Consider the following 24,223-nt stretch of genomic DNA (forward strand, 5'->3'; position numbering starts at 1 on the left):
CCGGCGTTGCAGGAGACCGGTATGACCCACCACCACGACAATGAAGCTGACGGCATCAGCCGCCGTCATGCACTGGAATGCATGATCTGGGCCGGCACGGGAGTGCTGTGGACCATTTCGGCCGGCGTGCCGGTTTCGCTCAGCCTGCTCGGCGCGGCGCAAGCCGCCGAGGCCTTGGCCACCGGCTTCACTTTCCTCCAGATCTCCGACAGCCACATCGGCTTCGACAAGGCTGCCAACCCGCACGCTATCGACACGCTGAAGGAGGCCATGGGCAAGATCCAGGCGCTGCCGCAAAAGCCCGCTTTCATGATCCACACCGGCGACATCACCCATCTGTCGAAGGCCGCTCAGTTCGACAACGCTGCCCAGATCATCGGCGGCGCAGGCTTCGACGTGCATTATGTGCCAGGTGAGCACGACCTGATCGATGACGGCAATGGCCAGGCCTATCTCGACCGCTACGGCAAGGGCACCAAGGGCGCCGGCTGGTATTCGTTCGACCAGAACGGCGTCCATTTCATTGGGCTTGTCAACGTCGTCAACCTGAAGGCTGGCGGGCTCGGCAATCTCGGCGCCGACCAGTTGGCATGGTTGGCCGATGATCTGAAGGCGGTCACCGCCTCGACGCCAATCGTCGTCTTTGCCCACATCCCGCTATGGGCTGTTTATCCCGAATGGGGCTGGGGCACCGACGACGCGGCGCAGGCCTTGGCCCTGCTCAAGCGCTTCGGTTCTGTCACCATACTCAACGGCCATATCCACCAGATCATGCAGAAGGTCGAAGGCAACGTTACCTTTCATACCGCGCGCTCGACCGCTTTCCCGCAACCGGCGCCGGGCACCGCAGCCTCACCCGGGCCGATGACGGTACCTGCCGGCCAGTTGCGCAGCCTGCTCGGCACAAGCAGCGTGACGGTCAAGCAAGGCGGGCAGGACCTCGCCATCATCGACAGCACGCTGGCCTGAGGGGAAATGCAATGATCCGCTTTCCAGCCCGCCTCTTCGTCGTATCCCCTGTCGCGTTCGGTTTGGCGGCGATCCTGATAATGGTTGCTATGCCACTGAACGCAGCAGACCAGCCAATGGTCAAGATCGAGAACTTTGCCTTCACACCGGCGGTGCTGACGGTAAAGCAGGGCACTACCGTGACCTTCGAGAATGACGACGACATCCCGCATCTGGTGGTCGCCAACGATGCCTCGTTTCGCTCCAAGGCGCTTGACACCGGTGACACATATGCCTTCACCTTCACCAAAGTGGGCGACTATGCCTATTTCTGCGGGCTTCACCCGCACATGCAGGGCAGGATCACCGTCGCTCCGTGAGGATGTTCGGAAGGTTCTGCCCGGGATGCCGGGCGATGCGACGGTGTTGAACCAAGAGGCCGCGGCCGAGCGCTTTCGCGAGGTGGTTCTACCCCATCTCGCGGATGCGCTTGCGCTTGCCCGCTGGCTGACCGGCAACGCCGCCGACGCCGAGGATGTGGTGCAGGAGGCATGTTTGAAGGCGCATGCGGGCATCGCCGGCTATGCCGGCGGCAATGGCCGGGCCTGGCTGCTGGCGATCGTGCGCAACGCCTGTTACTCCTGGCTGGCGCGCAACCGGCCGCGCAGTATCGTCGCCGTCGGCGACCTGAACGATCTCGACGACATGACGGCTGCGCACGGCGTCGGCCTGCCGGATACCGACAGTCCTGAGGCAAGCCTGATCGCCAAGGTCGATGCGGCGGCACTCGAGGCGGCAATCGCCGCGCTGCCGCAGCAATTTCGCGAGACCCTGGTGCTGCGGGACATCAACGGCCTCAGCTATCGCGAGATCGCGACGCTGCTTGGCGTCCCGCTAGGCACGGTGATGTCGCGCCTGGCGAGGGCGCGCGGCCTGCTGATATCCCAACTTGGGAGGGCGCCATGAGCGCGCACAATGATGGACTGCCCGATGACCCGGCGGGCATGGAGCTGATGATCCATGCATTGGTCGATGGCGAGCTCGACGCAGCAGCGGCATTGGCCGTCGAGCGACGCATCGCCGCCGATCCGGCGCTCGCCGCTGAGCATGCCCGCATCGTTGCGCTGCAGAACGCCGTCGGCGGGCTGCCGAGGCCCGACGCCCGTGAGGATTTCAAGGCTCGCATCGCTGCAATCGGGACAGCCGGTACGGAGAAAGTGCTGTCGGCGCCGGCGCCCGCCGCTCGAGTGCTGCCGGCGCACAGAGCGGTGCACCGATTTGGCGCGTTCGACTGGCGCGCGCTGGCGGCGTCGATCATCGTTACCGCCGTGCTGGCCAGCGGCGCGACGCAATGGATGATGCTGAGCAGGGCGCCCGACAGCTTTGCCGCCGCGGTCGCCAGCGGCCACCGCCGCAGCCTGCTGGCAGCCAGTCCGGTGGACGTCGTCTCGTCGGACCGGCATACCGTAAAACCTTGGCTCGATGCCCGGGTCGGCCTGTCGCCACCGGCGCCCGATCTTGCCAATGACGGTTTCACATTGCTCGGCGGCCGGGTCGAGGTGATCGCCGATCGGCCGGTGCCGGCACTGGTCTACCGGCACCGCGAGCACCTGATCACTCTCGTCGCCGCGCCCGACGAAACCGGCTCGACAGCCGGACCGGTCGATCTTTCTGCTGGTGGCTTCTCGCTGGTCCACTGGAGCGACAGTGCCTTTTCTTACTGGGCGATTTCCGATACCGAACGGCCTGAACTTGACGACTTCGTCAACCGCTTCCGAGCAGCGGCCGCCCGATGACCACCGCCGCCCGTTAGCCATTTGCGTAGCGACCGAAACGGCACAAGCGGCTTTCCCTTTCTGGCCATCCTTGCGGCTCCCGACGAATTCCGCTAATGCGCGCCTTTGCCGCCGGGGAGCAGAAGCTTGAACGATCAACGCGCCGACGTCGCCATCATCATGGGCAGCCAGTCCGACTGGGCGACGATGCGCCACGCCGCCGAAACGCTTGACGCGCTTGGCGTTCCGCACAAGCGGCTGATCGTCTCGGCCCACCGCACTCCCGACCGGCTCTATGACTTCGCCAAGGGCGCCAAGGCGGCCGGCTACAAGGTGATCATCGCCGGTGCCGGCGGTGCGGCGCATCTGCCCGGCATGACGGCGGCGATGACGCCGCTGCCGGTGTTCGGCGTGCCGGTGGAATCGAAGACGCTGTCCGGCCAGGATTCGCTGCTTTCGATCGTGCAGATGCCGGCCGGCATTCCGGTCGGCACTTTGGCCATCGGCAAGGCCGGCGCTGCCAACGCCGCCCTTCTGGCTGCCGCGGTGCTGGCACTGAGCGACGAAAAGCTTGCCGCCCGGCTGGATAGCTGGCGCGCCGCGCAGACCGCCAAGGTCGCCGCAGAGCCCACGGACGCGCCGTGAGTCTGCTGGCGGGATCGACCATCGGCATCATCGGCGGCGGCCAGCTTGGCCGCATGCTGGCGATGGCTGCGGCCCGCCTCGGCTACCGCATCGTCGTGCTGGAGCCGCAGCCGGATTGCCCGGCGGCACAGGTCGCCAACCGGCAGATCGTCGCCGCCTATGACGACGCGGCCGCGCTTGGCGAGCTGGCTGCGGCCAGTGCCGTCGTGACTTATGAATTCGAGAACGTTCCGGTCGCGGCCGCCGCGGCACTGGCCTCTACGGTGCCGGTCTATCCGCCGGCACGCGCACTGGAAGTGGCGCAGGACCGGCTGGCGGAAAAGAAATTCCTTAACGGCATCGGCATACGGACCGCGGATTTCGGCCCCGTCGACAATGACGACGAACTGACGGCTGCGCTGAAAAAGTTCAACGGCAGCGGCATATTGAAGACGCGCCGCATGGGCTATGACGGCAAGGGCCAGCGTGTCTTCCGCAACATGGAAACAGGCGGCTTTGCCGGCACTTGCGAGGCGATGGGCAACGTGCCGTTGATCCTGGAATCCTTCGTCACCTTCGAGCGCGAGATTTCGGTGATCGCTGCGCGCGGCATCGACGGCTCGCTCGCCGCCTACGATCCGGCCTGGAATGTCCATCGCAACGGTATTCTTCACACTTCGACGCTGCCGGCCGAAGTAAAGTCCGAGACGGCGGCTGCGGCTCAAACGGCGGCGGCAGAGATCCTTGCGGCGCTCGACTATGTCGGCGTCATCGGCGTCGAATTCTTTGTCCTTGCCGACGGTTCGCTGCTGGCCAACGAGATAGCGCCGCGCGTCCACAATTCCGGCCACTGGACGGAGGCCGCCTGCACCGTCTCGCAATTCGAGCAGCACATCCGCGCCGTCGCCGGCCTGCCGCTGGGAAATCCCGCCCGGCAGTTCGACTGCGTCATGGAAAACCTGATCGGCGACGATGTCCGGCGCGTTCCTGAGCTGCTCGCCGAGCCCGATCTGATGCTGCACCTCTATGGCAAGGCCGAGGCGCGGCCCGGCCGCAAGATGGGCCATTTTACGCGCGTGAGCCGCCGCAGCTAGAGCATGATCCCGAACCGAAGGTCCGCGCTAGCGAAAGGTGGAATCCGGTTTTCGGAAGAGATCATGCTCAAACAAAAAGTTAGAACCTACGCTTACTGGATGTCGCCGCTCTCGTCCTCGTCGGGACTGGCGCAACTCACATCGCCTTCCGCGCAGGTCGAATCGGCGGTGAGCTGCTTGGTGCGGTCGTCGGTCAGCCGTGTCAGGCATTCCGATACCAGCATCGGATAGATCGAGCCGCCTTCGCTGTCCGCGGCGGAATAGCTGCATTCCGCGTCGCGAAAGGCGATCCAGGCGCGCTGCGCCGTCTGCAACAGCCTCCTGGCTTTTGCATCGCTTCCGCCGATGAGATCCTGGTAGGCCTTGTTGAGCTTAACGTCGGCGGATTTGGTGTCCTCGTCGGCGCAGATGTTCATCATCTGCTGGCTGTCGTCGTTGCGGTCGCATTCCTGCGCATGGGCAACAGAACCTGCCGCAAAGACGACAAGACAGGCGGACACAAGAATTCGGCGCATGATGATCTCCAATTCGCGGCAACCGCATCATTCCAGCCGTCTCAAGCCCGCGCAATGCCGCAGGCCCCAGCGGCGGATACTTTGATGATACGAAACGGTCCGTATCGTTTAGGCAACACGCTCACGGCAAGCACTTGCGGTTGACACGGGCAAGGCTCCTCGTCTATGAGCCACACACAGTTCAAAGGCGCGTCTGTGGGCGCGCCTTAATAATTCGGCCCGGGACCGGGCCCAGACCGACGGGCAAGACCATGAAGATCAAGAATTCGCTCAAGGCGTTGAAGGCGCGTCACCGCGACAACCAGCTGGTTCGTCGCAAGGGCCGCGTCTACATCATCAACAAGACGGCGCCGCGCTACAAGGCGCGCCAAGGTTGAGTTTTCGACCGGAGGCTACGTGCCTCCGTGCGCATGATACGCCTCTCACGCTAAATTCAGTTTGACGATCCGGCGTCGGGGGCTAGATTCCCGCGATGCGGATTCTTTTTGCATTTTTCACGGCTTTCCTCGTTTCCGGCGCTGTCTCGCTGCCGGCGTGGGCTGAAGATCCGACTACAGCTCCGCCGACAGCCCCTCCGGTCGTCAAGACGAAACAGGCGCGGCTCGATCAGCTGTTTGCCGATCTCAAGCGCGAACGTAATGAAAAGGCGGCCGAGCGCATCGCCGGACGCATCGGCAGCGAGTGGTCCCAGTCGGGCAGCGCCTCTATCGACCTGATGATGCAATGGTCGCAAAAGGCGATTGAAAACCAGAAATTCGATGTTGCACTCGATTTCCTCGATCAGGTGGTGACTTTGCAGCCGACCTATGCGGAAGGCTGGAACCGGCGCGCCACTGTTCATTTCATGATGAAGAACTACGGGAAGTCGATGGCGGACATCGACCGCACCCTGCAGCTCGAACCACGCCATTTCGGCGCGCTTTCGGGCCTGGCCCAGATCATGGCCGAAACCGGCCACAAGCAGTCGGCGCTCGAGGCCTGGCAGCGCGTTCTCGGGATCTATCCGATGATGCGCAGCGCCCAGGACCAGGTCGCCGCACTTTCCGAGGAGCTTGCCGGCGAAGGCATTTGAGACCAGTAAGGGAGTAGGGGAATAGGGGAGTGAGGCAGTATGTGAGAGGTGCAGATTGCACTGTGGAACACATGCGCCCTACTCCCCTACTCCCCTACTCCCCTATTCCCCTATTCCCCTACTCCCCTACTCCCCTACTCCCCTACTCCCCTCGATCTATGCCGCTTGCTTCCGTGACGAGTTTCTCCACAAGGGCGGCGGCCGGCATTTCCCGCAGCTTCGCAACGCCCTGCCCGGCCCAAATAGGCAAGAAGTCAGCCCGCTTGCTTTCATCCTTTGCCATCGAAAGCGGCATGACCAGACTCACCTGTAGCGGAAACGCCAGCGCAGCATCTTCCTCACCAGCCATTTCCATCACAAACCGGTTGCGCACCACGCGCGCTGGGCGGCCAGTGAAGCAGCGAGTCACCGACGTGCTCTCGTCGTTGGCCGAGCGCAATGCTATGCGATAGACTGGCTGCACATTGGCTTCAGGACAGGCCAGGAAAGCCGTGCCGATCTGCACACCAGATGCACCAAGTGCAAAGCTGGCAGCAATGCCGCGACCGTCAAAGATACCGCCGGCGGCAATTACAGGCACTCGCACGGCATCAACAATCTGCGGTACGAGAGCCATAGTGCCGGCAGTGCCGATAGCAGGGTCGCCAGTGAATGTGCCGCGATGCCCACCCGCCTCGTATCCCTGGGCGATAATGGCGTCCACCCCTCCTGCCTCAAGCTGGCGCGCCTCCGAGACGGTGGTAGCTGAACACAAGACAGTACAGCCAGCGGCCTTCAACTTCTGCACAATTGCGGTGTCGGGTAGGCCGAAGTGGAAGCTGACCACCTTCGGGCGCAGCTCGAGCACAATTTCGAGACGCTCACGATCGAAGGTGGGGAAGGGCTCGCCCGGCTCGGGCACCGGTCCGAGGCCGACCTCCTCATAGCAGCCGCGAAGGCGGTCGCGCATACTTTGGGCTGCCGCATCATCGTGTGCCGGCGCCGGGTGCGCAAAGAAGTTGACGTTGATCGGGCGATTGGTAGCGTGCTGTGTCGCCGTGAGCTGCTCGCGGATAGCTGCCGCAGGCAGAATGCCGCATCCGAGCGAGCCAAGCGCCCCGGCATTGCTGACTGCCGCCGCCAGTTCCGGCGTGGTGATGCCGCTCATCGGCGCCTGGATTATCGGGTGCTCAATGCCGAGGAGTCCAGAAGATCAGTGCGCATCCACATTGGATCACCCTCCTCTTTCTCCCAGGAGAGATTACCTTAACTGACTTCCAGCTCAAGTCGGATAGGGCCTTCGAAGCGCTTCACGGCCGGCCGCAGGCTGGTGCAAGCTGGCGGAGTTCGGCGTCGATCCTAACCCAACTGCCGTCGATGCGCCGGGCTGGCGCCGCGTTTACGACGCGCCATGCAGCCGGCCCATCCGGCAGCCGCCGCCGACATTAGCGCCCGACTTCCGATCCGACATAGGCGATGCGCAGCATGTTAGTCGAGCCCGGCGTCCTCAGCGGCACGCCGGCGGTGATGATGACGCGGTCGCCCGGCTTGCCGAAGCCCTCGTCGAAGGCGATGCGGCAGGCGCGGTCGACCATGTCGTCGAGGTCGCTGGCATCGGGGGAGACGACGCAATGCGTGCCCCACAGCAGCGACAGCCGCCGCGCCGTGTTGAGGATCGGCGACAGCGCCACGATCGGCACTTGCGGCCGCTCGCGCGCGGCGCGCAGGCCGGTTGTGCCGGACGCGGTATAGGTGATGATCGCCGACAGCTTCAGCGTCTCGGCTATTTCGCGGGCGGCGAGCGAGATCGCGTCGGCTCCGGTCGCTTCCGGTTCCGAGCGCTGCGCGTTGATAATTCCGGCATAGGTCGGGTCGGTTTCGACCTTGGTGGCGATCCGGTTCATCATCGCCACCGCCTCGACCGGATAGGCGCCGGCGGCGGACTCTGCCGAAAGCATGATCGCGTCGGCGCCTTCGAACACCGCGATCGACACGTCCGAGACCTCCGCACGGGTCGGCACCGGCGCGGTGATCATCGATTCCAGCATCTGCGTGGCGATCACCACCGGCTTGCCGGCGCGGCGCGCGGCGCGGGTGATCTGCTTCTGGATGCCAGGCACGGCTTCGAGCGGCATCTCGACGCCGAGATCGCCGCGGGCAACCATCAGCGCATCCGAGAGCTCGATGATCTCGGCCAGCCGGGCGACGGCCTGCGGCTTTTCGATCTTGGCCATGATCAGCGCCCGGCCGCGTGCGATCTTGCGCGCCTCGGCCAGGTCCTCGGGCCGCTGCACGAAGGACAGCGCCACCCAGTCGACGCCGGTCGCCAGAACCGCGTCGAGATCCCTGCGGTCCTTTTCCGTCAGCGCGCCGACCGGCAGGTCGGTGTCGGGCAGGCTGACGCCCTTCTTGTCGGAAATGGTCGTGCCGGCGACGACGGTGCAGACGATCGCCTTGCCGTTGCTGCTGACCGCCTTGAGCTCGAGCTTGCCGTCGTCGATCAGCAGGCGATGACCAGCCTCGACCGAACGCAGGATTTCGGGATGCGGCAGGTAGACCCTCGTCGAATTGCCGGGTTCGGGATTGTCGTCGAGCGTGAAGGTCTGGCCGACGGTCAGCACTTCTTTGCCGTTGGCGAACTTGCCGACGCGCAGCTTTGGCCCTTGCAGGTCGGCGAGAACGCCGATCGGCCGGCCGACCGCCTCCTCGACGGCACGAATGCGGCCGACAAGCGTCCGCATCAATTCATGGTCGGTGTGGCTCATATTGATGCGGAACACGTCGGCGCCGGCTTCGAACAGCTTCTTCAGCATCTCCTCGGACGAGGAGGCCGGACCGATGGTGGCGAGGATCTTGACCTTGCGGCTGCGTCTCATTGACTGTTTGTTCCCGGGGCGGCTGGAGCGCCATCCGTTGCGGGCTCGTCAGTCAGCTGGACCATCCAGCTTGCCTGCTCGCCCGTGTCATATTCCTGGAATCCGGCGCGCTGAAAGCCCCGGGCGACGCAATCGGTAACGCCGGCGATCTTGAACTCTTTTTCGGCCACGCACATGTTGATCGGGCCATCCCAGCGTCCGCCGCGCTCGGCGTCTTCTGCATAAAGATAGTAAAATCTTGATGACAACGGTCCCTCGATCAGCGTCTTGCAGCTCGATCCTTCGATGTGCCACCAGCCTTCGGTGATCCAGCCGGCTTTGGCGCGATAGCCGATGCCGACACCGACCAGGTTCTGCGTGGCGTTGCAGACCCGGAAATCGGCCCGTGCCGGAGAGGCCGAAATCACCGCGAAAAGGCCCATGGCCGGTATCAGGAGCGGCATGGCCAAGGCATGGCGCACGCGCAGCCTGCCGGCGAAACCCATCCCGAAACCCCTCAAGAACCACATTTGCATCTCTCAACGCCCCTTTTCGGAAAAGTCCGCACGCATGTCAACGCGCCGATCTGTCCAATTCCAATCGATTTAGAAGGCTCTGGCGCGCTTGCTGTCGCCCCTGCTCAGTTTTTTGGCAGAAACCGTGGCCAAACAACGGCATTGCGCGAGCGTTCTCTTCGTGGAATGACGATACCACCCTCCCCGGAAGCCAGCGAACAGACCTTTCCCGCCAATGACCCGATCCACAGTTTTCGCGCCTTTCGACATCGTCGAAGGCGACCGCAAGCGCGGCATGGTGCTTTTGGCCGATCACGCCCGCCGCGACCTACCGGAGGAGTATGGCAGCCTCGGGCTGCCGGCGGCGGAGTTCGACCGCCACATCGCCTACGACATCGGCGTCGAGACTGTAACCCGCGAACTCGCAAGTCTGCTCGGCGTTCCGGCGGTGCTTGCCAATTTTTCGCGACTGCTGATCGACCCCAATCGCGGCGAAGACGATCCAACGCTGATTCGCCAGCTCTATGACGGCACCGTCATCCCGGGAAATTACCCAATGGCGCCGGAGGAGCGCGAAAGACGGCTGGACCGTTTTTACCGCCCCTATCATGATGCCGTCGGCGCCATGATCGCCTCTGTAGCGCAAGCATCCGCGCGCGCACCCTTCATCTTTTCGGTGCATTCCTTCACACCGACCATGCAGGGTTACGTGCGGCCGTGGCACGTCGGCATATTGTGGGACATCGACGACCGGGTGGCACGGCCGCTGATCGACATGCTCGCCGAGGACAACAGCCTCATCGTCGGCGATAACGAACCCTATGACGGCGCACTGCGCGGCGATACCATGTTCAGGCACGCCATCGTCAACGGCTTTGCCCATGCGCTGCTCGAGATCCGCCAGGACCTGATCGCCGACCGCAAGGGTGCCCTCGCCTGGGCCGAACGGCTGGCGCCGATCGTTGACGCGATAGATCGACGTGCCGATATACATGCGGTGAAAATATTCGGCTCGCGCACCGGGCCGGTATGATGGAGGCCCAAGGGAGGCCAATAGGACATGACCGAACTCAGAGACGAACAAAAGCGCGATTTCGAAGCCGCTGCCTTCCGCCGGCTGGTCGCGCATCTGCGTGAGCGTTCCGATGTGCAGAACATCGACCTGATGAACCTCGCCGGCTTCTGCCGCAACTGCCTGTCCAACTGGTACCGCGACGCGGCGCGAGCCGAAGGTGTCGAACTCAGCAAGGAAGAGTCGCGCGAGGTCATCTACGGCATGCCCTATGCCGAGTGGCAGGCACTGAACCAGGTCGAAGCCTCCGATGCCAAGAAGGCCGAGTTCGAGGCAAGACGCCCCAGGGATCACTAGAGCAATTCCGGGAAAAGTGTGAACGGTTTTCCGTCCGGAATTTGCGTCAAAGACAAAGGATAGAACGGTTCGGCGTTTCCGTGAAACGATGAACCGTTCTAGGGTCACAATCCATCGCACTGAACGACCTTCACGAATGGTTTTTGCCGCCAATAGGAGGACTACCGTGCCTAAGATCGACATTGCCGACGTGCCCGGACGCAAGGGCTCATCCTATCCACCGCCGTTCGATGCACCTTGTGCCGAACGCGTGCGGCAGCGGCTGGGCAACGCCGGCGGGCTCACCGACTTCGGCATCAATCTCATGCGCCTGCAGCCGGGCAACTGGTCGAGCCAGCGCCACTGGCATTCGCACGAAGACGAATTCGTCTACGTGCTTGAAGGCGAGCTGACGCTCATCGAAGATGCCGGCGAGACGGTGCTGCGCGCCGGCGATTGCGCGGCCTTTCCGAAAGGCTCAGGCAACGGCCATCACATGATCAACAAATCGGACGCGACAGCGATCTATCTCGAAGTTGGTTCGCGTTGGCCCGCCGACGTAACCACCTGCTCCGACATCGACATGATGAGCACCAACGCCGACGGCCGGTTTGTGCACAAGGATGGCACGCCTTATCCCGAGCAGTAGGGATTTCGGAGTGGACCGCCGAGATGGTTGGCCGACGCGAGAGGACGTAGCGCCGACCGGCGCATCATGGCGCCGTCTGGTCCAAGCACTTTCGGCGAAGAGCGCTTGACTGTGAATTGAATCGATCTAATTTGCCGCGCAAAGCCATTTCCGGACCGGATTCTACCCGATGGACGCGCAGAAAATCACGCAAATCGCGATTCGTGGACGCTGGGCAGTGGCCGGCATCTTCCTCGCCAACGGCTTCCTGACCGGCAGCTGGGCGCCGCAGATCCCGGTGTTCCTGACCCGGCTGGACATCAGCAAGTTCACGCTCGGCCTGCTGATCCTTTTGTTCGGCGCCGGCGCCGTCACTGCCATGACCTGGTGCGGCCATCTCATCTCGAAGCATGGCTCGCGCACGGTGCTGTGCTGGTTCGGACTTGTCGGCAGCTTCGGCCTTTTGGTCGTGGCTCTGGCCCCCAACGTGCCCTTGGCGGCCGTGGCCATGTTCATCTTCGGCGGTTCGATCGGCGGCATGGACGTCGCCATGAATGCCAATGCAGTGGCAGTCGAACGGCGGCTGGCTCGCGCCATCATGTCGTCCTCGCACGGCTTCTGGAGCCTTGGCGGTTTCGCCGGCGGCGCTTTGGGCGGTTTCGCCATCCAGAACTACGGTCACCTCGCCCATGCGACAGTGGTGACGGCTCTTGCCTTTGCCGTCATCGCCGTAGCGATCCGCTACCTGATCGTCGAGGACAGGCACCCAGTCGCCGAGCACCACAAATTTGCGCTGCCGGCAAACCCGCTGGTCTATCTGGTCGGGCTGATGGCGCTGCTGACGATGATCTCCGAAGGTGCGGTACTCGACTGGGCGGCGCTGTATCTCAGGCAGGAGCTCGGCGCCGATCTTGCCATCGCAGGCCTGGCCTATGCCGCCTTTTCCGGCGTCATGGCCGTCATGCGCTTTCTCGGCGATGGCGTCCGCAACCGTTTCGGTGCCGTTACGACGCTGCGCGCCTCGGCCCTTGCCGCTGCTGCCGGCATGCTGGTGGCCGGGCTGGCTCCCTCGCCTTGGCTGGCCATTGCCGCCTTTGCCTTTTGCGGCCTCGGCATTGCCAACATGGTGCCGATCATCTTTTCGGCCGGCGGCAACCAGGAGGGCATGGCGTCCGGCACCGGCATGAGCGTCGTCACCACAATGGGTTACTCAGGCATTCTGGTGGCGCCGTCGGCGATCGGCTTCATCGCCGAACACTCGAGCTTCGGCCCGATCTTCGTCGCTCTCTCTGGGCTACTGATCGTCGTGCTGGTGATGGCTGGGCTCGCTCACCGCGCCGAATTTGCTGCCGAGCCTGCACCGGCTGAATAGCGCTTGAACTCTTCGTACAGGAAATCCGCCACGCGGCGGATGCGCACGCTGGTACGCACGTCCCGGTGCATCGCCAGCCACACCGGCAGCGTCGGCAGCGGGAGACCCGGCAGCACTGTCTCGACCAGCGCATCGCGCTCAGCCAGCGGCTCCTGGCCAAAGCCGATGCCGTTTCCCGCCCGCACCGCCTCCCAAAGCACGATCTGATTGTCGGTCCTGAAGCGGAAGGCATTGCGGGTGAGCGCGACGCCGAATTGGACGAAGCCGCGAATGATCTCATCGCTGCGGTCGAAGCCGACCAGATCGTGGCCGGCCAGATCGCGGGCCTCGCGCGGACGGCCACGCCGGTCGAGATAGGATTTTGCCGCGCAGGCGCGGAGCGGAATGTCGGTCACCTTGCGCGCGACCAGTTCACTCTGCGCCGGCTTAACCATGCGGATGGCAATGTCGGCGTCGCGACGCAGCAGATTCTCGACCTGGTTCGAGGCGACGATCTCGACCTCGATGCCTGGCTCCTCGGTCCCAAGCCTCGCTGTCATTTCCGGCAGCACATAGGCCGCCACCACCTCGCTGGCGGCAATGCGCACCGTGCCCTCGATCGCCTCGACCGATCCCAGCGCCAGCAGCGAAAAGGCGCTCGCTTGTTCGCTCACCGCGCGGCCCCGTTCAAAGAGCGTGCTGCCCGCTTCCGTGAGCGCATAGCCGCGCCGGCCGCGCCGGAACAGGGTGACGCCGAGCGCCTGTTCCAGCTCGGCGATGTGGCGGCCGAGCGTCGGCTGGCTTGCGGCAAGTTTTCGTGCGGCCGCCGACAGGCTGCCGGTCTCCGCGACGGTGACGAAACTCTTGATCAGGTTCCAGTCGATATCCATTCAAAATTGAATATCAGACCGCCAGCTTTAGTCAATTTTCATTCGTTTGCGAGGAGATCACATTGCGGTCGTAGCGCAAACACGGAGACGAACAATGACCAAGATCGCAATTCTCGGCGCCAATGGCCGGCTCGGCCGCACGGTGGCCAAGGCCTTCCTCGATGCCGGCTACGACGTTCGCGCCGTCACCCGCAGCGGCAAGGTGCCGTCGGAGCTCAAAGGCGCCACGGCGATCGCCGGCGACGCGCTCGACCGCGATGCGCTGATCTGCACCACCGACGGCATTGATATCATTTTCAACGGCCTCAACCCACTCTACACCGACTGGAGCAAATGCCTGCCGATGGCCGAGAATGTGATGGCTGCCTGCCGGGCGAATGGCGCGCTGCATCTCTTCCCGGGCACCGTCTACAATTACGGCTCGCCGATGCCGGCGGTGATCACCGAAGACACGCCGTTTCGCCCGACGACGGAAAAGGGCCGTATCCGCGTTGCGATGGAAGATCTGTTTCGCCGCGAGGCCGACGCGGGTCGGGTGCGCACGATCCTGCTGCGCGCCGGTGATTTCTTCGGCGGCACCGGCGGCGGATCGTGGTTCGATCTGGTTGTTGCCGCCAAGATGACCAAGGGCGTGTATACCGCGCCGGGGCCGGTCGATCTGGTACATGAATGGGCCTTTCTGCCAGATCTGGCCAAGGCCTTCGTCGGGCTGGCTGACAATCTCGACAAGCTCGGCTCCTACGACGCGCTGAACTTTCCTGGCCATGCGGTATACGACCTGGAGATCAAGGCGGCCGCCGAGAAGGCGCTCGGGCGCTCGCTGAAACTGACCTCGATGCCGTGGTGGGTGCTGCGTGCCGGCAGCCCGTTTGTGGCGATGTGGCGCGAGATCGTTTCGATGTCCTATCTCCGCTTCGAGCCGCACCGGCTGGCTTCAGGCAGGCTGGAAGGCATTATCGGTGCGATCCCGCACACGCCGCTGGAAAATGCAGTGTCGGAAGCGCTCGAGGATATCGGCATCGCCACGCTCAAGACGACGCAAAAAGTTGCCTAACAACAAACCAAAAAAAGGCGGATGGCCAGATGGTCATCCGCCGCTTGTCACGACCAATGATTGCGGTCAGATCCGGCCCATCAACAGCAGCACCAGGACAACGATCAGAATGACGCCGACGATGCCGGATGGTCCGTAACCCCAGGACCGCGAATGCGGCCATGCCGGAACCGCGCCGATCAGAATAAGAATAAGAATAATGATGAGAATGGTGCTGATCGTCATCAGAAAATCCTCGCTTTGAGGTTGCAATGACGGAACAATGCAGAAGGCCGCCCATTGTTCCCGGGCGGCCTTTGCTTGATTGGGGACGTCGATCTATTCGGCGGCCTTCGGGAAGGCGATCGCCGGTTCGGTGCCCAGATCGGCCTCCAGGCCCTCCGAGGTGATCTCGGGCTTGCCACGCCCGAACAGGCGGCTGAACCAGCCCCGACGCGCACCGGGTTTGACCTTGGCGCGAGTGAATACCATCAGCATCGACGGCGTCACCACCAGCGTCAGCACGGTGGCGAAGGACAGCCCGAAGACGATCGCCGAGGACAGCGATATCCACCATTGCGTCGACGGCGCGTTGATCGTCGTCTCATGATGGAAGATTTCGAGGCCGAGGCCGAAAGCGATCGGCAGCACGCCGAGGATCGCCGACACTGCCGTCAGCACCACCGGGCGGGCACGTTCGCGGCAGGTCTGCAGAACGGCTTCGTATTTGTCCCAGCCCTCTTCGCGCAACCGGTCATAGGTGTCGATCAGCACGATGTTGTTGTTCACCACCACGCCGGCCAGCGCGATGACACCGATGCCCGACATGACGATACCGAATGCCTCTCCCGTCAGCAGCAGCCCGAGGAACACGCCGATCGTCGCCATGACCACGCAGGACAGCACCAGCCAGACGCTGGTGAACTTGTTGAACTGCGCCAGAAGCACGATGAAGATCAGGAAGATCGCCGCGCCGAAGGCTTTGCTGAGGAAGGCACCGGCCTCCGCGCTGTCCTCATTCGAACCGGCAAGCTTCCAGCGAATGCCGCTGCCGAGGTTCATGTCTGCGACAGCTTTGGTGACCTCCTGCTGGACGGCAGCCACCTGGGCGCCGGCAGCGACGTTGGCCTGGACGACCACCGTTCGCGCGCCGTCGATGCGGTTGAGGATACCGACCGTCGGCTCCGGCTTGCGCACGACGAAGTTCGAGATCGGCACCGAGCCTTGCGCGGTCTGCACCCTGAGTTCGTCGAGCGTCGACAGCGTGCGCCGATCCTCGGGCAGGCGCAGTCTGATGTCGACGGCATCATCGGCGCCGGCGGGCCGGTACTCGCTGAGCTTCAGCCCGTTGGTCACCAATTGCACGACCGTCCCGACCGCGGTCGGGCTGATGCCGTACTGCGCCGCCTTGGCGCGATCGACTTCAAGCGCCCAGTCGACGCCGGGCGGCGCCAGACCGTCGGAAATATCGATGACGCCGGGCACCTTGGCAATGCGCGCGGCAACGGCGCGGGCCTTGTCGTCAAGGCCCTTCGGATCGACGGCCGAAAGCCTGATCTGGATCGGCTTGCCGGTGGGCGGGCCGGCTTCCGGCACGCGAACCTCGACGTCGACACCGGGAATGTCGGCCATCACGCCGCGCAGTTCGTCCAGGATTGAGTTCGCCGATTTGCGCTCGCGCCAGTCGACGAATTCGTACTGGATCACGCCGACCACGTCTTCCGGAACGTCTTGGCCGCCGCCCTGCGTCTTGCCGACACGGGTATAGACAGACTTCACGCCCGGCCAGCCGAGCAGCCGATTTTCCGCCGTCTTGGTGGCCGCGTCCATTTCGGCAAGCGAAAGATTGCCGCGGGCGTGGACATAGAGCAGGCCGTAGTCAGGCTCGACATTCGGGAAGAATTCGACGCCGGCGCCGAATTTCGAATAGGCGTAGCCGACGCCGAACAACAGCGCCACAGTGAGGACAAGCACGGTGATGGGATAATGCACCGCCTGCTTGACCACGGCCATATACCAGCCGTCGCGATTGTCGTCGGGGTGATGTGCTGGCGCCTTGGCGAATATGGCGCCCAGCGTCGGTGCGAAGACCAGCGCATAGAGCATCGAGGCCGAGAGCGTCACGATCAGCGTAATCGGCATATACTTCATGAAATCGCCGATGATGCCCGGCCAGAACAAAAGCGGCGAGAAGGCGGCAATGCGCGTCATCGTCGCCGCGATGACCGGGCCGGCCATGCGCTTTGCGGCAAGCGCGAACGCCTCTTGCTTCGGCATGCCCTCGCTCATGCGTCGCTCGGCGAATTCGGTGACGATGATGGCGTCGTCGACCAGCATGCCGACCGCCAGGATGAGACTGAACAGCACGATCATGTTGATCGTGTAGCCCATCATCGCCAGCAACAGGATGCCGATCAGGAAGGATGAGGGGATGGCCAATCCGATCAGCAGCGAGGCACGGCCAGACAGGGCATAGAGGATAACGATGAACACCAGGATGACGGCGATCATCACGTGGTTCTGCAGGTCGCCGAGCAACTGGTTCACGAAGACGGACTTGTCTTGCGTGTAGGTGACGTGCATGCCCTCCGGCATCGTCTTGATGAAGGCGTCGGACACCTCCCTGACCTTGGCAAGGGTATCGATCAGGTTGGAGCCGATGCGCTTCTTCACCTCGATGGCGATCGCCGGCTTGCCGTCGAGGCGGGTAACCGTCTCGGCGTCCTTGAAGGTCGAGCGGATGGTGGCGATATCCTTGGCCTGCACCACAGCATTGGGGCCGGCGACGACCGGAAGCGCCGCCACATCCTCTGGCGTCTCGATAAGCGACGGCACCTTGACCGCGTATTTGCCCTCGGACCCTTCGATGTTGCCGGCGGCGACAAGACTGTTGGAAGCGCCGACCGCACTGATCAACTGGTCGAGCTGCAGCCCGTAGGAAGACAGCTTCATCGGATCGATGACAACTTCGACGAGGTCGTCGCGCGCACCCTGCAGCGAGCCCTCGAGCACGCCAGGCACTTCCTCGATGCGGTCGCGCAATTCGCGGGCCGCCGCCGTCAGCACGCGCTCGGGCACCTCGCCCGAGAGCGTCACGACAAGGACGGGGAATTCGGAGATGTTGACCTCGGTAATAACCGGCTCCTCTGCCGCTTGCGGCAGGTCAGCCTTCGCGTCCTGAACCTTCGAGCGTGTATCAGTCACCGCAGTGTCGACTTTTATCGACGGCAGAAACTCAAGAAAGACAAAGGCGCCGCCCTGATAGGCGGATGATTTCATCTCCTTTAACCCCTTGAGACTCTTGAGCTTTGTCTCCAGAGGCCTAAGCAGAAGCCTTTCAGCGTCTTCGGGCGCAATGCCTTGATAGGCGACATTTATGTAAACATAAGGGGTAGGAACATCCGGTTCCGCTTCCTTTGGCGTCGACTGGTAGGCGAACGCACCGGCAACGATGAGAAAGACCAGGACCGAAATGGTCAGCCGGGCATTGCTGATTGCAAGTTTGACGATGTCCATGATTACTGCGTCCCGGTCGTCGCTTCGCCCAACAGCTTTTGAATGGTCGCCTGGTCGGCCTCGACCGGCTTGACCACTTCGCCTTCCTTCACCAGCTCCTGGCCGGCGACGATGATGCGGGCGTCGGCCGGAATGCCGCCGAGCACCAGGCCGGTCGGCGTGTCGTCGACCAGGTCGATCGGGAAGAACACGACCTTGTCGTCCTTGTCGACGGCGCGGATGCCGAGGTCGCCCTTGTCGCCGAGCGTTACCACCGAGCGCGGCAGCATCACGGCGTCGGTCGGCTGGGCGCTGAGCGCGATTTCGGCCGTCATGCCGGCTGGTACGGAACCATCAGCGTTGGGGATGGCGACTTCGACCCGGAAGGTACGGGTTGCCGAAGACGCATCCCGGCTGATGTAGCGCACGATGCCTTCGACATTCTGGCCGCTGACCAGACGCACATTTGCCTTGTCGCCGATCTTCAAATAGCCGAGATCGCGTTCGCTGACCTCGCCGCGTGCAATCACCGGATCGAGGCTGAGAATGGTAGCCACCTCGCCGCCCTGCATCACCGAACTGCCAAGCTCCACCGGCACCCGGTCGATAACGCCGTCGAAGGGCGCCTTCACCTCATTGCGGTCGAGCTCAGCTTGCGCGGCGTCCAGTTGCGACTTGGCCAGCGACAGGTTGGAGCGGGCCGTATCGAGCTGCAGCGTCGGCAGATTGCCGGTTTTCATCAACCGCAGGGCCGCAGCCAGCTCGGCCTCACGTTGCACGACAAGCTGCTTGGCGTTGTCGACCGCCGAGATTTTTTCCTCGGCGGCAAGCATCAGGATGAGGTCGCCGGTCTTGACGTGCTGACCCTGCTTGACCGGCAGCTTGTCTATGACTCCGGCGACGCGTGTCGCCAGGACGGCGCGCTTGTCGGCTTCGGTCAGTCCGGAAATGCGGATAGCGCGTGCATAGGTGCGCCGCGGCGGGGTTATGATCGCGACCGTGCGCAAGGGCGCCTTGGGCTGTTCTGCCTCGGCAGTCCCCGGCTTGGCAGCCCCCTGTTCGCCAGTTTGGGGCTTACCTGAGTCGGCGGCCTTGGGCTGCTCGACCTCTCCTGCCTTGGGCTTGTTGTCGGCGGACGCGCTGCCGACGGACGAGAATTCGCCTGTCGCCATCCAGCCGGCGAACCCGATGAGCACAACAATGGCTGCAAGCTTGTGAAACCTGAATTTCGGCATCGTCATTTTTTCCAGTGCGCGGGGTTCGGCCAGGCCGCATCTTTTACTTGGGGCGCGTCGCCGATATGGGTGCGCGCGAGGCCGTATTCAAATTGCCGTGATCGGCGAAGCGCGCTTCTACCTCAAAGTTGCATCGCAATATAGTCAGAAATGTTGATGGATTGTTGCTTTGTCCGCAAAGATGCGGCTGCAGCATCGGCTGTTGATCGCCAAAACAGCGGTTTGGCAGCAAGTGTCAGGATGATTGGACAGATTGCGATGTCATCTGCTTTGCGGAGGAGCCAGAACAATTCCAGGAAAAGTATGAAACGGTTTTCCGTCCGGAATTGCGTCAAAAAAGATAGAGCGGTTCGGCGTTTCCGTGAAACGGTAAATCGTTCTAGGCCGGACGGCGGGCGGCCTCGGGCTGCTTGCGCGCCGCAAGAAACTCCTTGACGCGCCGGCCCGGCGCCGGCCCGCGCACCGGCTTCAAGCCGTCGTCGAGCTCGCCGGACAGATCGATCGTCGGCCGCTTGCCTACGGCGTCGTAGTTTTCTTCCAGCCAATCACTGGCTGCGGTGCGGCCCAGGTCGCGCAGATAGGCAAGGAACGCCCATTCGGCATTGACTTTGGACGATGCCGACAGATCCTTGAATGCTGCGTCGGCATCGATGCGGTGCATGCGGATGTCGCGATATTCGCCGTGCGGCAATCGGCCGGCGGCGATCAGTTCCTTGACGAAGGCGATCGAGCGGAATTCGCGCAACAGCCCGGCATTGAAGGTGATCTCGTCGATGCGGTTCTGGATCTCATTGGCGCTCTTCGGCGTCCCCTCGCGGACCACCGGATTGATCTGCACCAAGAGCACGTCCTCGGTGGCCGCGGTCTTGAAGAACGGGAACAGTGCCGGGTTGCCGCCATAGCCGCCATCCCAATAGGGCACGCCCTTGATCTCGACGGCACGGAACAATTGCGGCAGGCAGGCCGACGCCATCACCGTGTCGAGGTCGATCTCGCCGTCCGAGAAGACCCGCAACTGGCCGGTCTCGACATTGGTAGCGGAAATGAACAGTTCCATCGATTTGCAGGCGCGCACATTGTCGAAATCGATCTCACGTTCGACCACGTCGCGCAGCGGATTGATGGCGAGCGGATTGGCGACATAGGGCGAAAATACCCGAGACATCGTATCGAACAGGAAATAGCCGGGCGTGTTCTCGATCGACCAATTGCCCCAGGCGACGTCCCAAGGCATGCGCTGCACCGGGCTGAAGCGGCCCTTTGCCGCCACCGCACGCCAGAAATCGTCGAGCTTGCGCCGCGCGCCCTCGACCCCGCCGCGGACGAAACCGTCGGCCAGCGCCACGGCATTCATGGCGCCAGCGCTGGTGCCCGAAACCGCCGTTATATCGAGGCGCCCGTCCTCGAGCAGCCGATCGAGCACGCCCCAGGAAAACGCCCCGTGCGAACCGCCGCCTTGCAGCGCGATGTTGATCTTCTTTGGCTCTTCCGCCTTGCCGTTTTTCGGCATAGCGTGGCCCTTGACCGCTGGAAGGCTCACTGAGCGGTCCAGCCGCCGTCGACAGAGACGTGCGTGCCGTTGATCTGCGCCGCCGCATCCGAGCATAGGAACACCGCGGCCGCCGCAACCTGCTCGACGGTGACGAACTCCTTGGTCGGCTGCTTTTCGAGCATGACCTCGCGGACCACCGTCTCGCGGTCCATCTTGTTGGCCTTCATCTGGTCGGGGATCTGCGCCTCGACCAGCGGCGTCAGCACATAGCCGGGACAAATGGCATTGCAGGTGATCTTGTCGCGCGCCAGCTCCAGGGCAACTGTTTTGGTCAGGCCCATAATGCCATGCTTGGCCGAGACATAGGCCGACTTGAACGGCGAGGCGACAAGGCCGTGGGCCGAGGCGACGTTGACGATCCGGCCGCCACCGGCCTGTTTCATCAGCGGGATGGCGGCGGCGATGGTGTGGAAGGCCGATGACAGGTTGATGGCGATGATCGCATCCCACTTCTCGATCGGGAAGCTTTCCACCGGCGCGACATGCTGGATGCCGGCGTTGTTGATCAGGATTTCGACCGAGCCGAATGCCTCGGCTGCCTTCGCCACCAAAGCCCGGCACTCGGCCGGCTTCGACATGTCGGCCTTGATGTAGACGGTCTTCACCTTGTGGTGCTTCGCGATCGCATCGGCGATGGCGTGATCGTCGGCGATGTCGAAAAAGGAATTGACGACGACGTTGCAGCCTTCGGCCGCGAGTGCGTGGGCAATGGCCAGGCCGATGCCCGAGGTGGAACCGGTGACGATGGCGGTTTTTCTGGCGGTCAAGGCGGCTTATTCCTTTCGAGGCGGGCTCCCGTGGAACCATGCTGCACTGCAGCATATAGGCTCTCTGTCACCCAAGAACAGCGGATGTGTGGAGCAATGACATGAAATTTTTGTCATGAGGACCTCTCTCATCTCGACGAGAGAGTGTCCGGCACCGGCTGTAGCGGGCCGGTTTCCGTAAGCATTCGGGGAGAAATCCTTAGGCGACGAGGTCCGGCACCGTCCCGATATAGCGCGACTGCGGCCGGATCAGCCGTCCGCTCGTCTGCTGCTCGCGCGCATGGGCAATCCAGCCGGCGACGCGCCCGGCAGCAAAGACATTGGTGAACGCCTCTTTCGGAAAGCCCGCCGCTTCCAGCAGGAGCGCTGTGAAGAACTCGACATTGGTCTGGATCGAGCGCGACGGCTTGGCGATGCGAAGCACTTCGAGCGCCGCTTGCTCCACGCGCTCGGCAAACGCCAGCCGGTGGCCGGTTTCGCCCCTGGCGCCAAGCTGCCGCACCACCGCTTTCAGCACGTCGGCACGCGGATCGCGCACGCGGTAGATGCGATGCCCGAAGCCCATGATGCGGCGGCCGCGCCCGATCTCGTCACGCAGCCAGCCGGCGGCGTCGCCATGCGCCTCGATCGCATCCAGCATCTCGATCACCGGACCTGGCGCGCCACCATGCAGCGGCCCCTTGAGCGCTCCGAGCCCGGCCAGCACCGCCGAAGTAAGCCCGGCTTGCGTCGAAGCGACCACGCGCGTGGCGAAGGTCGATGCGTTGAGACCATGGTCGCAAACCGTCACGAGATAGGTATCGAGCGCTTTCGCCAACTTCGGCGAGACCGCCATGCCGGTCAGCATCCGCAGCATGTCGGCGGCATGATCGGCCTTGCTATCAGGCGCAATTGCGCTTTCGCCGCGCTGGAAGCGCAGCAAGGCCGGCGTCAGCACGGCGGGTGCCGCAACCAGCCGCAGCGCGTCCGGCAATTTGTCGCCGTCCCGCAGCACGGCGATGCCGGCGCGCATCGCGCTGTAGATATCGAGGGATGCGAGAAACGGCAGCAAGGGTTCGATCTGCTCGAACACTTCGCTGCGCGCCCGACCGATCGCCTTCGCCAGTTCCTTGTCGCCGGGAAGATCGTCGAAAAAGCCGTCGAACAGCAGATGAACCACCTCGGCGTATTTCCAGCGGCCTGCCAGTTCGGGCAACGAATGGCCCCGGATGGTCAGGCGGCCAGCAAGACCGTCGACATCGGAGAGCACCGTTTCCGCCGCCACCACATCATCGAGCCCATTCGCCATTGGTTTTCTCCTTGACCCTTTCTGGGCGGTAGATAAGGGTTGACGACTGGACCATCAATCTTGATCAACTGAATCAACATGCCAAGGCTGACATGACGGAGTGGCTGACGCGGGACGAAGCCTTAGAGCGTCTCAAGGTGCGCGCTCAGACGCTCTATGCCTATGTCAGCCGCGGACGCATAGGCATGCGGCCGGATCGGGCCGACCCACGCCGCAGTCAGTATCGCGCCGACGACATCGCGGCGCTGGCGAGCCGGCGGGCGCGCGGCCGAAATCCCCAGGCTATCGCCGAAAGTGCAATCGCCTGGGGTGAGCCGGCAATCGCCACCACGATCTCGACCGTTTTGCACGGCCGCCTCGTCTATCGCGGCCAGGATGCGGTTGCACTCTGCGAGACTGCCACGCTGGAGCAGACGGCAAACCTGCTTTGGGCATCCGACGCACCAGTGTCGTTCGTCTCGGCGAGCCGCCATGGCAACGGCGCAACTGGCCGGCCGGCTGCCTTCGCGGAATTGGCCGCGTTGGCGGCTAACGGCCGGCCTTCGCTCGGCCGCAGATCGGCTTCGCTCAACCACGATGCGGCCGGCGCCATCGCCGCTCTGGCTCAGGCGCTCGGCGCGATTCCCGGAACTGGTGCCGTGCACGAAAGGCTGGCGCGGGGATGGTCGCTCGATGCGGCCGGCGCAGACTTGATCCGCCGCTCACTGGTACTGTTGGCCGATCACGAATTGAACGCATCGACCTTCGCCGCGCGGGTCGCCGCGTCCACCGGCGCACCTGTTTCGGCCTGCCTGCTTGCCGGCCTCGCCACGCTCTCCGGTCCGCGCCATGGCGCCGCCGCGGAGGCGGTCATGATGTTGGCGGAGGATGCGCAGAGATTCGGGCCGGATGCGGCTGTCGGACGCTGGCTTGGTCACGACAGGCCACTGCCCGGATTTGGCCATCCGCTTTATCCCGACGGCGATCCGCGTGCGGAACCGTTGCTGGCCGCAATCGATGTCGATGATGGGCTGGTACGGCTTTGCGATGCGGCCTTTGCGGCAACGGGCATGCGCCCGAACGTCGATTTCGCCTTGGCCGCGCTGACGCGCAGCCTCCGCTTGCCGTCCGATGCGCCGTTCCGCTTGTTTGCGCTCGGCCGCAGCGTCGGCTGGGCCGCGCATGCCGTGGAGCAGGTGACAAGCAGCGGCCTGATCAGACCACGCGCCCGCTACCAGGGACCGTTGCCGGAGTTCCATTAGCTGGCGGCGCAATCTCGG

At 63.5% G+C, this 24,223-nt stretch carries 25 protein-coding genes; 14 read left to right on the top strand and 11 right to left on the bottom strand.

Translation table 11 applies throughout. The annotated features are described in order from the left end of the window. The first annotated feature begins 21 nt into the window (after positions 1 to 21). The 6 genes from NKH70_RS12480 (at position 22) to NKH70_RS12505 (ending at position 4,441) form a co-directional block, all read left to right on the top strand. The gene (locus NKH70_RS12480) at positions 22 to 969 is read left to right on the top strand and encodes a metallophosphoesterase family protein (RefSeq protein ID WP_352714350.1); all 948 of its coding nucleotides are present in this window, start codon (positions 22 to 24) and stop codon (positions 967 to 969) included. Between the two features lie 11 nt (positions 970 to 980). Continuing rightward, the gene (locus NKH70_RS12485) at positions 981 to 1,328 is read left to right on the top strand and encodes a cupredoxin domain-containing protein (protein WP_352714352.1); all 348 of its coding nucleotides are present in this window, start codon (positions 981 to 983) and stop codon (positions 1,326 to 1,328) included. A gap of 25 nt (positions 1,329 to 1,353) precedes the next feature. Then, complete coding sequence (locus NKH70_RS12490) at positions 1,354 to 1,914, top strand: sigma-70 family RNA polymerase sigma factor (protein ID WP_353025342.1); 561 nt, start codon at positions 1,354 to 1,356, stop codon at positions 1,912 to 1,914. Then, positions 1,911 to 2,744: an anti-sigma factor family protein gene (locus NKH70_RS12495; RefSeq protein ID WP_352909991.1), complete on the top strand. Its 834-nt coding sequence runs from the start codon at positions 1,911 to 1,913 to the stop codon at positions 2,742 to 2,744. Before NKH70_RS12490 ends, NKH70_RS12495 begins: the two co-directional genes overlap by 4 nt. A gap of 126 nt (positions 2,745 to 2,870) precedes the next feature. Continuing rightward, positions 2,871 to 3,368: a 5-(carboxyamino)imidazole ribonucleotide mutase gene (purE, locus tag NKH70_RS12500; RefSeq protein ID WP_352714357.1), complete on the top strand. Its 498-nt coding sequence runs from the start codon at positions 2,871 to 2,873 to the stop codon at positions 3,366 to 3,368. Continuing rightward, positions 3,365 to 4,441 carry a 5-(carboxyamino)imidazole ribonucleotide synthase gene (locus NKH70_RS12505; protein WP_352909988.1) on the top strand — a complete coding sequence of 359 codons (1,077 nt, stop codon included), beginning with the start codon at positions 3,365 to 3,367 and terminating at the stop codon, positions 4,439 to 4,441. The genes purE and NKH70_RS12505 overlap by 4 nt, the downstream gene beginning before the upstream one ends. Before the next feature lie 92 nt (positions 4,442 to 4,533). On the opposite strand, the gene NKH70_RS12510 is transcribed toward NKH70_RS12505, so the two are convergent. Beyond that, complete coding sequence (locus NKH70_RS12510) at positions 4,534 to 4,956, bottom strand: lysozyme inhibitor LprI family protein (RefSeq protein WP_352909986.1); 423 nt, start codon at positions 4,954 to 4,956, stop codon at positions 4,534 to 4,536. Between the two features lie 251 nt (positions 4,957 to 5,207). Here NKH70_RS12510 and ykgO point away from each other — a divergent pair, with 251 nt between their 5' ends. Further along, on the top strand, positions 5,208 to 5,333 hold the full coding sequence (ykgO, locus tag NKH70_RS12515) for a type B 50S ribosomal protein L36 (protein WP_006327841.1): 126 nt from the start codon (positions 5,208 to 5,210) through the stop codon (positions 5,331 to 5,333). A gap of 95 nt (positions 5,334 to 5,428) precedes the next feature. Further along, complete coding sequence (locus NKH70_RS12520) at positions 5,429 to 6,028, top strand: tetratricopeptide repeat protein (protein WP_352714361.1); 600 nt, start codon at positions 5,429 to 5,431, stop codon at positions 6,026 to 6,028. A 142-nt stretch (positions 6,029 to 6,170) separates the two neighbouring features. Here NKH70_RS12520 and NKH70_RS12525 read toward each other — a convergent pair whose 3' ends face one another. The 3 genes from NKH70_RS12525 to NKH70_RS12535 all read right to left on the bottom strand — a co-directional run bounded on the left by NKH70_RS12525 (position 6,171) and on the right by NKH70_RS12535 (position 9,326). Then, positions 6,171 to 7,202, bottom strand: a complete 1,032-nt coding sequence (locus NKH70_RS12525) for an NAD(P)H-dependent flavin oxidoreductase (protein ID WP_502908350.1) — start codon at positions 7,200 to 7,202, stop codon at positions 6,171 to 6,173. Between the two features lie 250 nt (positions 7,203 to 7,452). Beyond that, on the bottom strand, positions 7,453 to 8,883 hold the full coding sequence (pyk, locus tag NKH70_RS12530) for a pyruvate kinase (protein WP_352613456.1): 1,431 nt from the start codon (positions 8,881 to 8,883) through the stop codon (positions 7,453 to 7,455). Next, positions 8,880 to 9,326, bottom strand: coding sequence for a DUF1036 domain-containing protein (locus NKH70_RS12535; RefSeq protein WP_473505739.1), 447 nt, complete (start codon positions 9,324 to 9,326; stop codon positions 8,880 to 8,882). The genes pyk and NKH70_RS12535 overlap by 4 nt, the downstream gene beginning before the upstream one ends. 286 nt (positions 9,327 to 9,612) lie before the next feature. Between NKH70_RS12535 and NKH70_RS12540 the strand changes: the two genes are divergently transcribed. From NKH70_RS12540 to NKH70_RS12555, 4 genes are all read left to right on the top strand, one after another. Further along, on the top strand, positions 9,613 to 10,410 hold the full coding sequence (locus tag NKH70_RS12540) for an N-formylglutamate amidohydrolase (RefSeq protein WP_352909980.1): 798 nt from the start codon (positions 9,613 to 9,615) through the stop codon (positions 10,408 to 10,410). A gap of 27 nt (positions 10,411 to 10,437) precedes the next feature. After that, on the top strand, positions 10,438 to 10,746 hold the full coding sequence (locus NKH70_RS12545; RefSeq protein ID WP_352909978.1) for a DUF1244 domain-containing protein: 309 nt from the start codon (positions 10,438 to 10,440) through the stop codon (positions 10,744 to 10,746). A 166-nt stretch (positions 10,747 to 10,912) separates the two neighbouring features. Next, positions 10,913 to 11,374: a cupin domain-containing protein gene (locus NKH70_RS12550; protein ID WP_352909977.1), complete on the top strand. Its 462-nt coding sequence runs from the start codon at positions 10,913 to 10,915 to the stop codon at positions 11,372 to 11,374. 169 nt (positions 11,375 to 11,543) lie between these two features. Continuing rightward, positions 11,544 to 12,725, top strand: a complete 1,182-nt coding sequence (locus tag NKH70_RS12555; protein WP_353025345.1) for an MFS transporter — start codon at positions 11,544 to 11,546, stop codon at positions 12,723 to 12,725. Here the strand turns inward: NKH70_RS12555 and NKH70_RS12560 are convergent. Beyond that, positions 12,683 to 13,594 carry a LysR family transcriptional regulator gene (locus NKH70_RS12560; protein ID WP_352714372.1) on the bottom strand — a complete coding sequence of 304 codons (912 nt, stop codon included), beginning with the start codon at positions 13,592 to 13,594 and terminating at the stop codon, positions 12,683 to 12,685. The genes NKH70_RS12555 and NKH70_RS12560 overlap by 43 nt on opposite strands. Positions 13,595 to 13,688: 94 nt before the next feature. Between NKH70_RS12560 and NKH70_RS12565 the strand changes: the two genes are divergently transcribed. Continuing rightward, on the top strand, positions 13,689 to 14,648 hold the full coding sequence (locus NKH70_RS12565; protein ID WP_353025347.1) for an NAD-dependent epimerase/dehydratase family protein: 960 nt from the start codon (positions 13,689 to 13,691) through the stop codon (positions 14,646 to 14,648). A gap of 66 nt (positions 14,649 to 14,714) precedes the next feature. Here the strand turns inward: NKH70_RS12565 and NKH70_RS12570 are convergent, their stop codons facing one another. The 6 genes from NKH70_RS12570 to NKH70_RS12595 form a co-directional block, all read right to left on the bottom strand. Next, positions 14,715 to 14,873, bottom strand: a complete 159-nt coding sequence (locus NKH70_RS12570; protein WP_023678456.1) for a DUF3309 family protein — start codon at positions 14,871 to 14,873, stop codon at positions 14,715 to 14,717. A 93-nt stretch (positions 14,874 to 14,966) separates the two neighbouring features. Then, positions 14,967 to 18,143 carry an efflux RND transporter permease subunit gene (locus NKH70_RS12575; RefSeq protein ID WP_352979208.1) on the bottom strand — a complete coding sequence of 1,059 codons (3,177 nt, stop codon included), beginning with the start codon at positions 18,141 to 18,143 and terminating at the stop codon, positions 14,967 to 14,969. A 2-nt stretch (positions 18,144 to 18,145) separates the two neighbouring features. Next, positions 18,146 to 19,357, bottom strand: coding sequence for an efflux RND transporter periplasmic adaptor subunit (locus tag NKH70_RS12580; protein WP_352909969.1), 1,212 nt, complete (start codon positions 19,355 to 19,357; stop codon positions 18,146 to 18,148). A 379-nt stretch (positions 19,358 to 19,736) separates the two neighbouring features. Further along, positions 19,737 to 20,867, bottom strand: a complete 1,131-nt coding sequence (locus tag NKH70_RS12585; RefSeq protein ID WP_352910775.1) for a patatin-like phospholipase family protein — start codon at positions 20,865 to 20,867, stop codon at positions 19,737 to 19,739. 26 nt (positions 20,868 to 20,893) lie between these two features. Continuing rightward, on the bottom strand, positions 20,894 to 21,676 hold the full coding sequence (locus NKH70_RS12590) for a 3-hydroxybutyrate dehydrogenase (RefSeq protein ID WP_352979206.1): 783 nt from the start codon (positions 21,674 to 21,676) through the stop codon (positions 20,894 to 20,896). A 199-nt stretch (positions 21,677 to 21,875) separates the two neighbouring features. Then, the gene (locus NKH70_RS12595; protein WP_352979204.1) at positions 21,876 to 22,964 is read right to left on the bottom strand and encodes a citrate synthase/methylcitrate synthase; all 1,089 of its coding nucleotides are present in this window, start codon (positions 22,962 to 22,964) and stop codon (positions 21,876 to 21,878) included. 92 nt (positions 22,965 to 23,056) lie between these two features. Between NKH70_RS12595 and NKH70_RS12600 the strand changes: the two genes are divergently transcribed. Next, entirely contained in the window at positions 23,057 to 24,205 is a 1,149-nt protein-coding gene (locus tag NKH70_RS12600; protein ID WP_352909961.1) for a citrate/2-methylcitrate synthase, read from the top strand. Positions 24,206 to 24,223: the final 18 nt, after the last annotated feature.

Origin of the sequence: Mesorhizobium sp. M0991 (assembly GCF_040318915.1) — a bacterium.
Classification (GTDB): domain Bacteria; phylum Pseudomonadota; class Alphaproteobacteria; order Rhizobiales; family Rhizobiaceae; genus Mesorhizobium.

Bases quoted from the DNA above. Each gene is read 5' to 3' on its own strand.
- NKH70_RS12480 (WP_352714350.1), top strand. From the start codon at position 22: ATGACCCACCACCACGACAATGAAGCTGACGGCATCAGCCGCCGTCAT.
- NKH70_RS12485 (WP_352714352.1), top strand. From the start codon at position 981: ATGATCCGCTTTCCAGCCCGCCTCTTCGTCGTATCCCCTGTCGCGTTC.
- NKH70_RS12490 (WP_353025342.1), top strand. From the start codon at position 1,354: ATGCCGGGCGATGCGACGGTGTTGAACCAAGAGGCCGCGGCCGAGCGC.
- NKH70_RS12495 (WP_352909991.1), top strand. From the start codon at position 1,911: ATGAGCGCGCACAATGATGGACTGCCCGATGACCCGGCGGGCATGGAG.
- NKH70_RS12510 (WP_352909986.1), bottom strand. From the start codon at position 4,956: ATGCGCCGAATTCTTGTGTCCGCCTGTCTTGTCGTCTTTGCGGCAGGT.
- ykgO (WP_006327841.1), top strand. From the start codon at position 5,208: ATGAAGATCAAGAATTCGCTCAAGGCGTTGAAGGCGCGTCACCGCGAC.
- NKH70_RS12520 (WP_352714361.1), top strand. From the start codon at position 5,429: ATGCGGATTCTTTTTGCATTTTTCACGGCTTTCCTCGTTTCCGGCGCT.
- pyk (WP_352613456.1), bottom strand. From the start codon at position 8,883: ATGAGACGCAGCCGCAAGGTCAAGATCCTCGCCACCATCGGTCCGGCC.
- NKH70_RS12535 (WP_473505739.1), bottom strand. From the start codon at position 9,326: ATGCCGCTCCTGATACCGGCCATGGGCCTTTTCGCGGTGATTTCGGCC.
- NKH70_RS12540 (WP_352909980.1), top strand. From the start codon at position 9,613: ATGACCCGATCCACAGTTTTCGCGCCTTTCGACATCGTCGAAGGCGAC.
- NKH70_RS12545 (WP_352909978.1), top strand. From the start codon at position 10,438: ATGACCGAACTCAGAGACGAACAAAAGCGCGATTTCGAAGCCGCTGCC.
- NKH70_RS12555 (WP_353025345.1), top strand. From the start codon at position 11,544: ATGGACGCGCAGAAAATCACGCAAATCGCGATTCGTGGACGCTGGGCA.
- NKH70_RS12560 (WP_352714372.1), bottom strand. From the start codon at position 13,594: ATGGATATCGACTGGAACCTGATCAAGAGTTTCGTCACCGTCGCGGAG.
- NKH70_RS12565 (WP_353025347.1), top strand. From the start codon at position 13,689: ATGACCAAGATCGCAATTCTCGGCGCCAATGGCCGGCTCGGCCGCACG.
- NKH70_RS12570 (WP_023678456.1), bottom strand. From the start codon at position 14,873: ATGACGATCAGCACCATTCTCATCATTATTCTTATTCTTATTCTGATC.
- NKH70_RS12575 (WP_352979208.1), bottom strand. From the start codon at position 18,143: ATGGACATCGTCAAACTTGCAATCAGCAATGCCCGGCTGACCATTTCG.
- NKH70_RS12580 (WP_352909969.1), bottom strand. From the start codon at position 19,357: ATGCCGAAATTCAGGTTTCACAAGCTTGCAGCCATTGTTGTGCTCATC.
- NKH70_RS12585 (WP_352910775.1), bottom strand. From the start codon at position 20,867: ATGCCGAAAAACGGCAAGGCGGAAGAGCCAAAGAAGATCAACATCGCG.
- NKH70_RS12595 (WP_352979204.1), bottom strand. From the start codon at position 22,964: ATGGCGAATGGGCTCGATGATGTGGTGGCGGCGGAAACGGTGCTCTCC.
- NKH70_RS12600 (WP_352909961.1), top strand. From the start codon at position 23,057: ATGACGGAGTGGCTGACGCGGGACGAAGCCTTAGAGCGTCTCAAGGTG.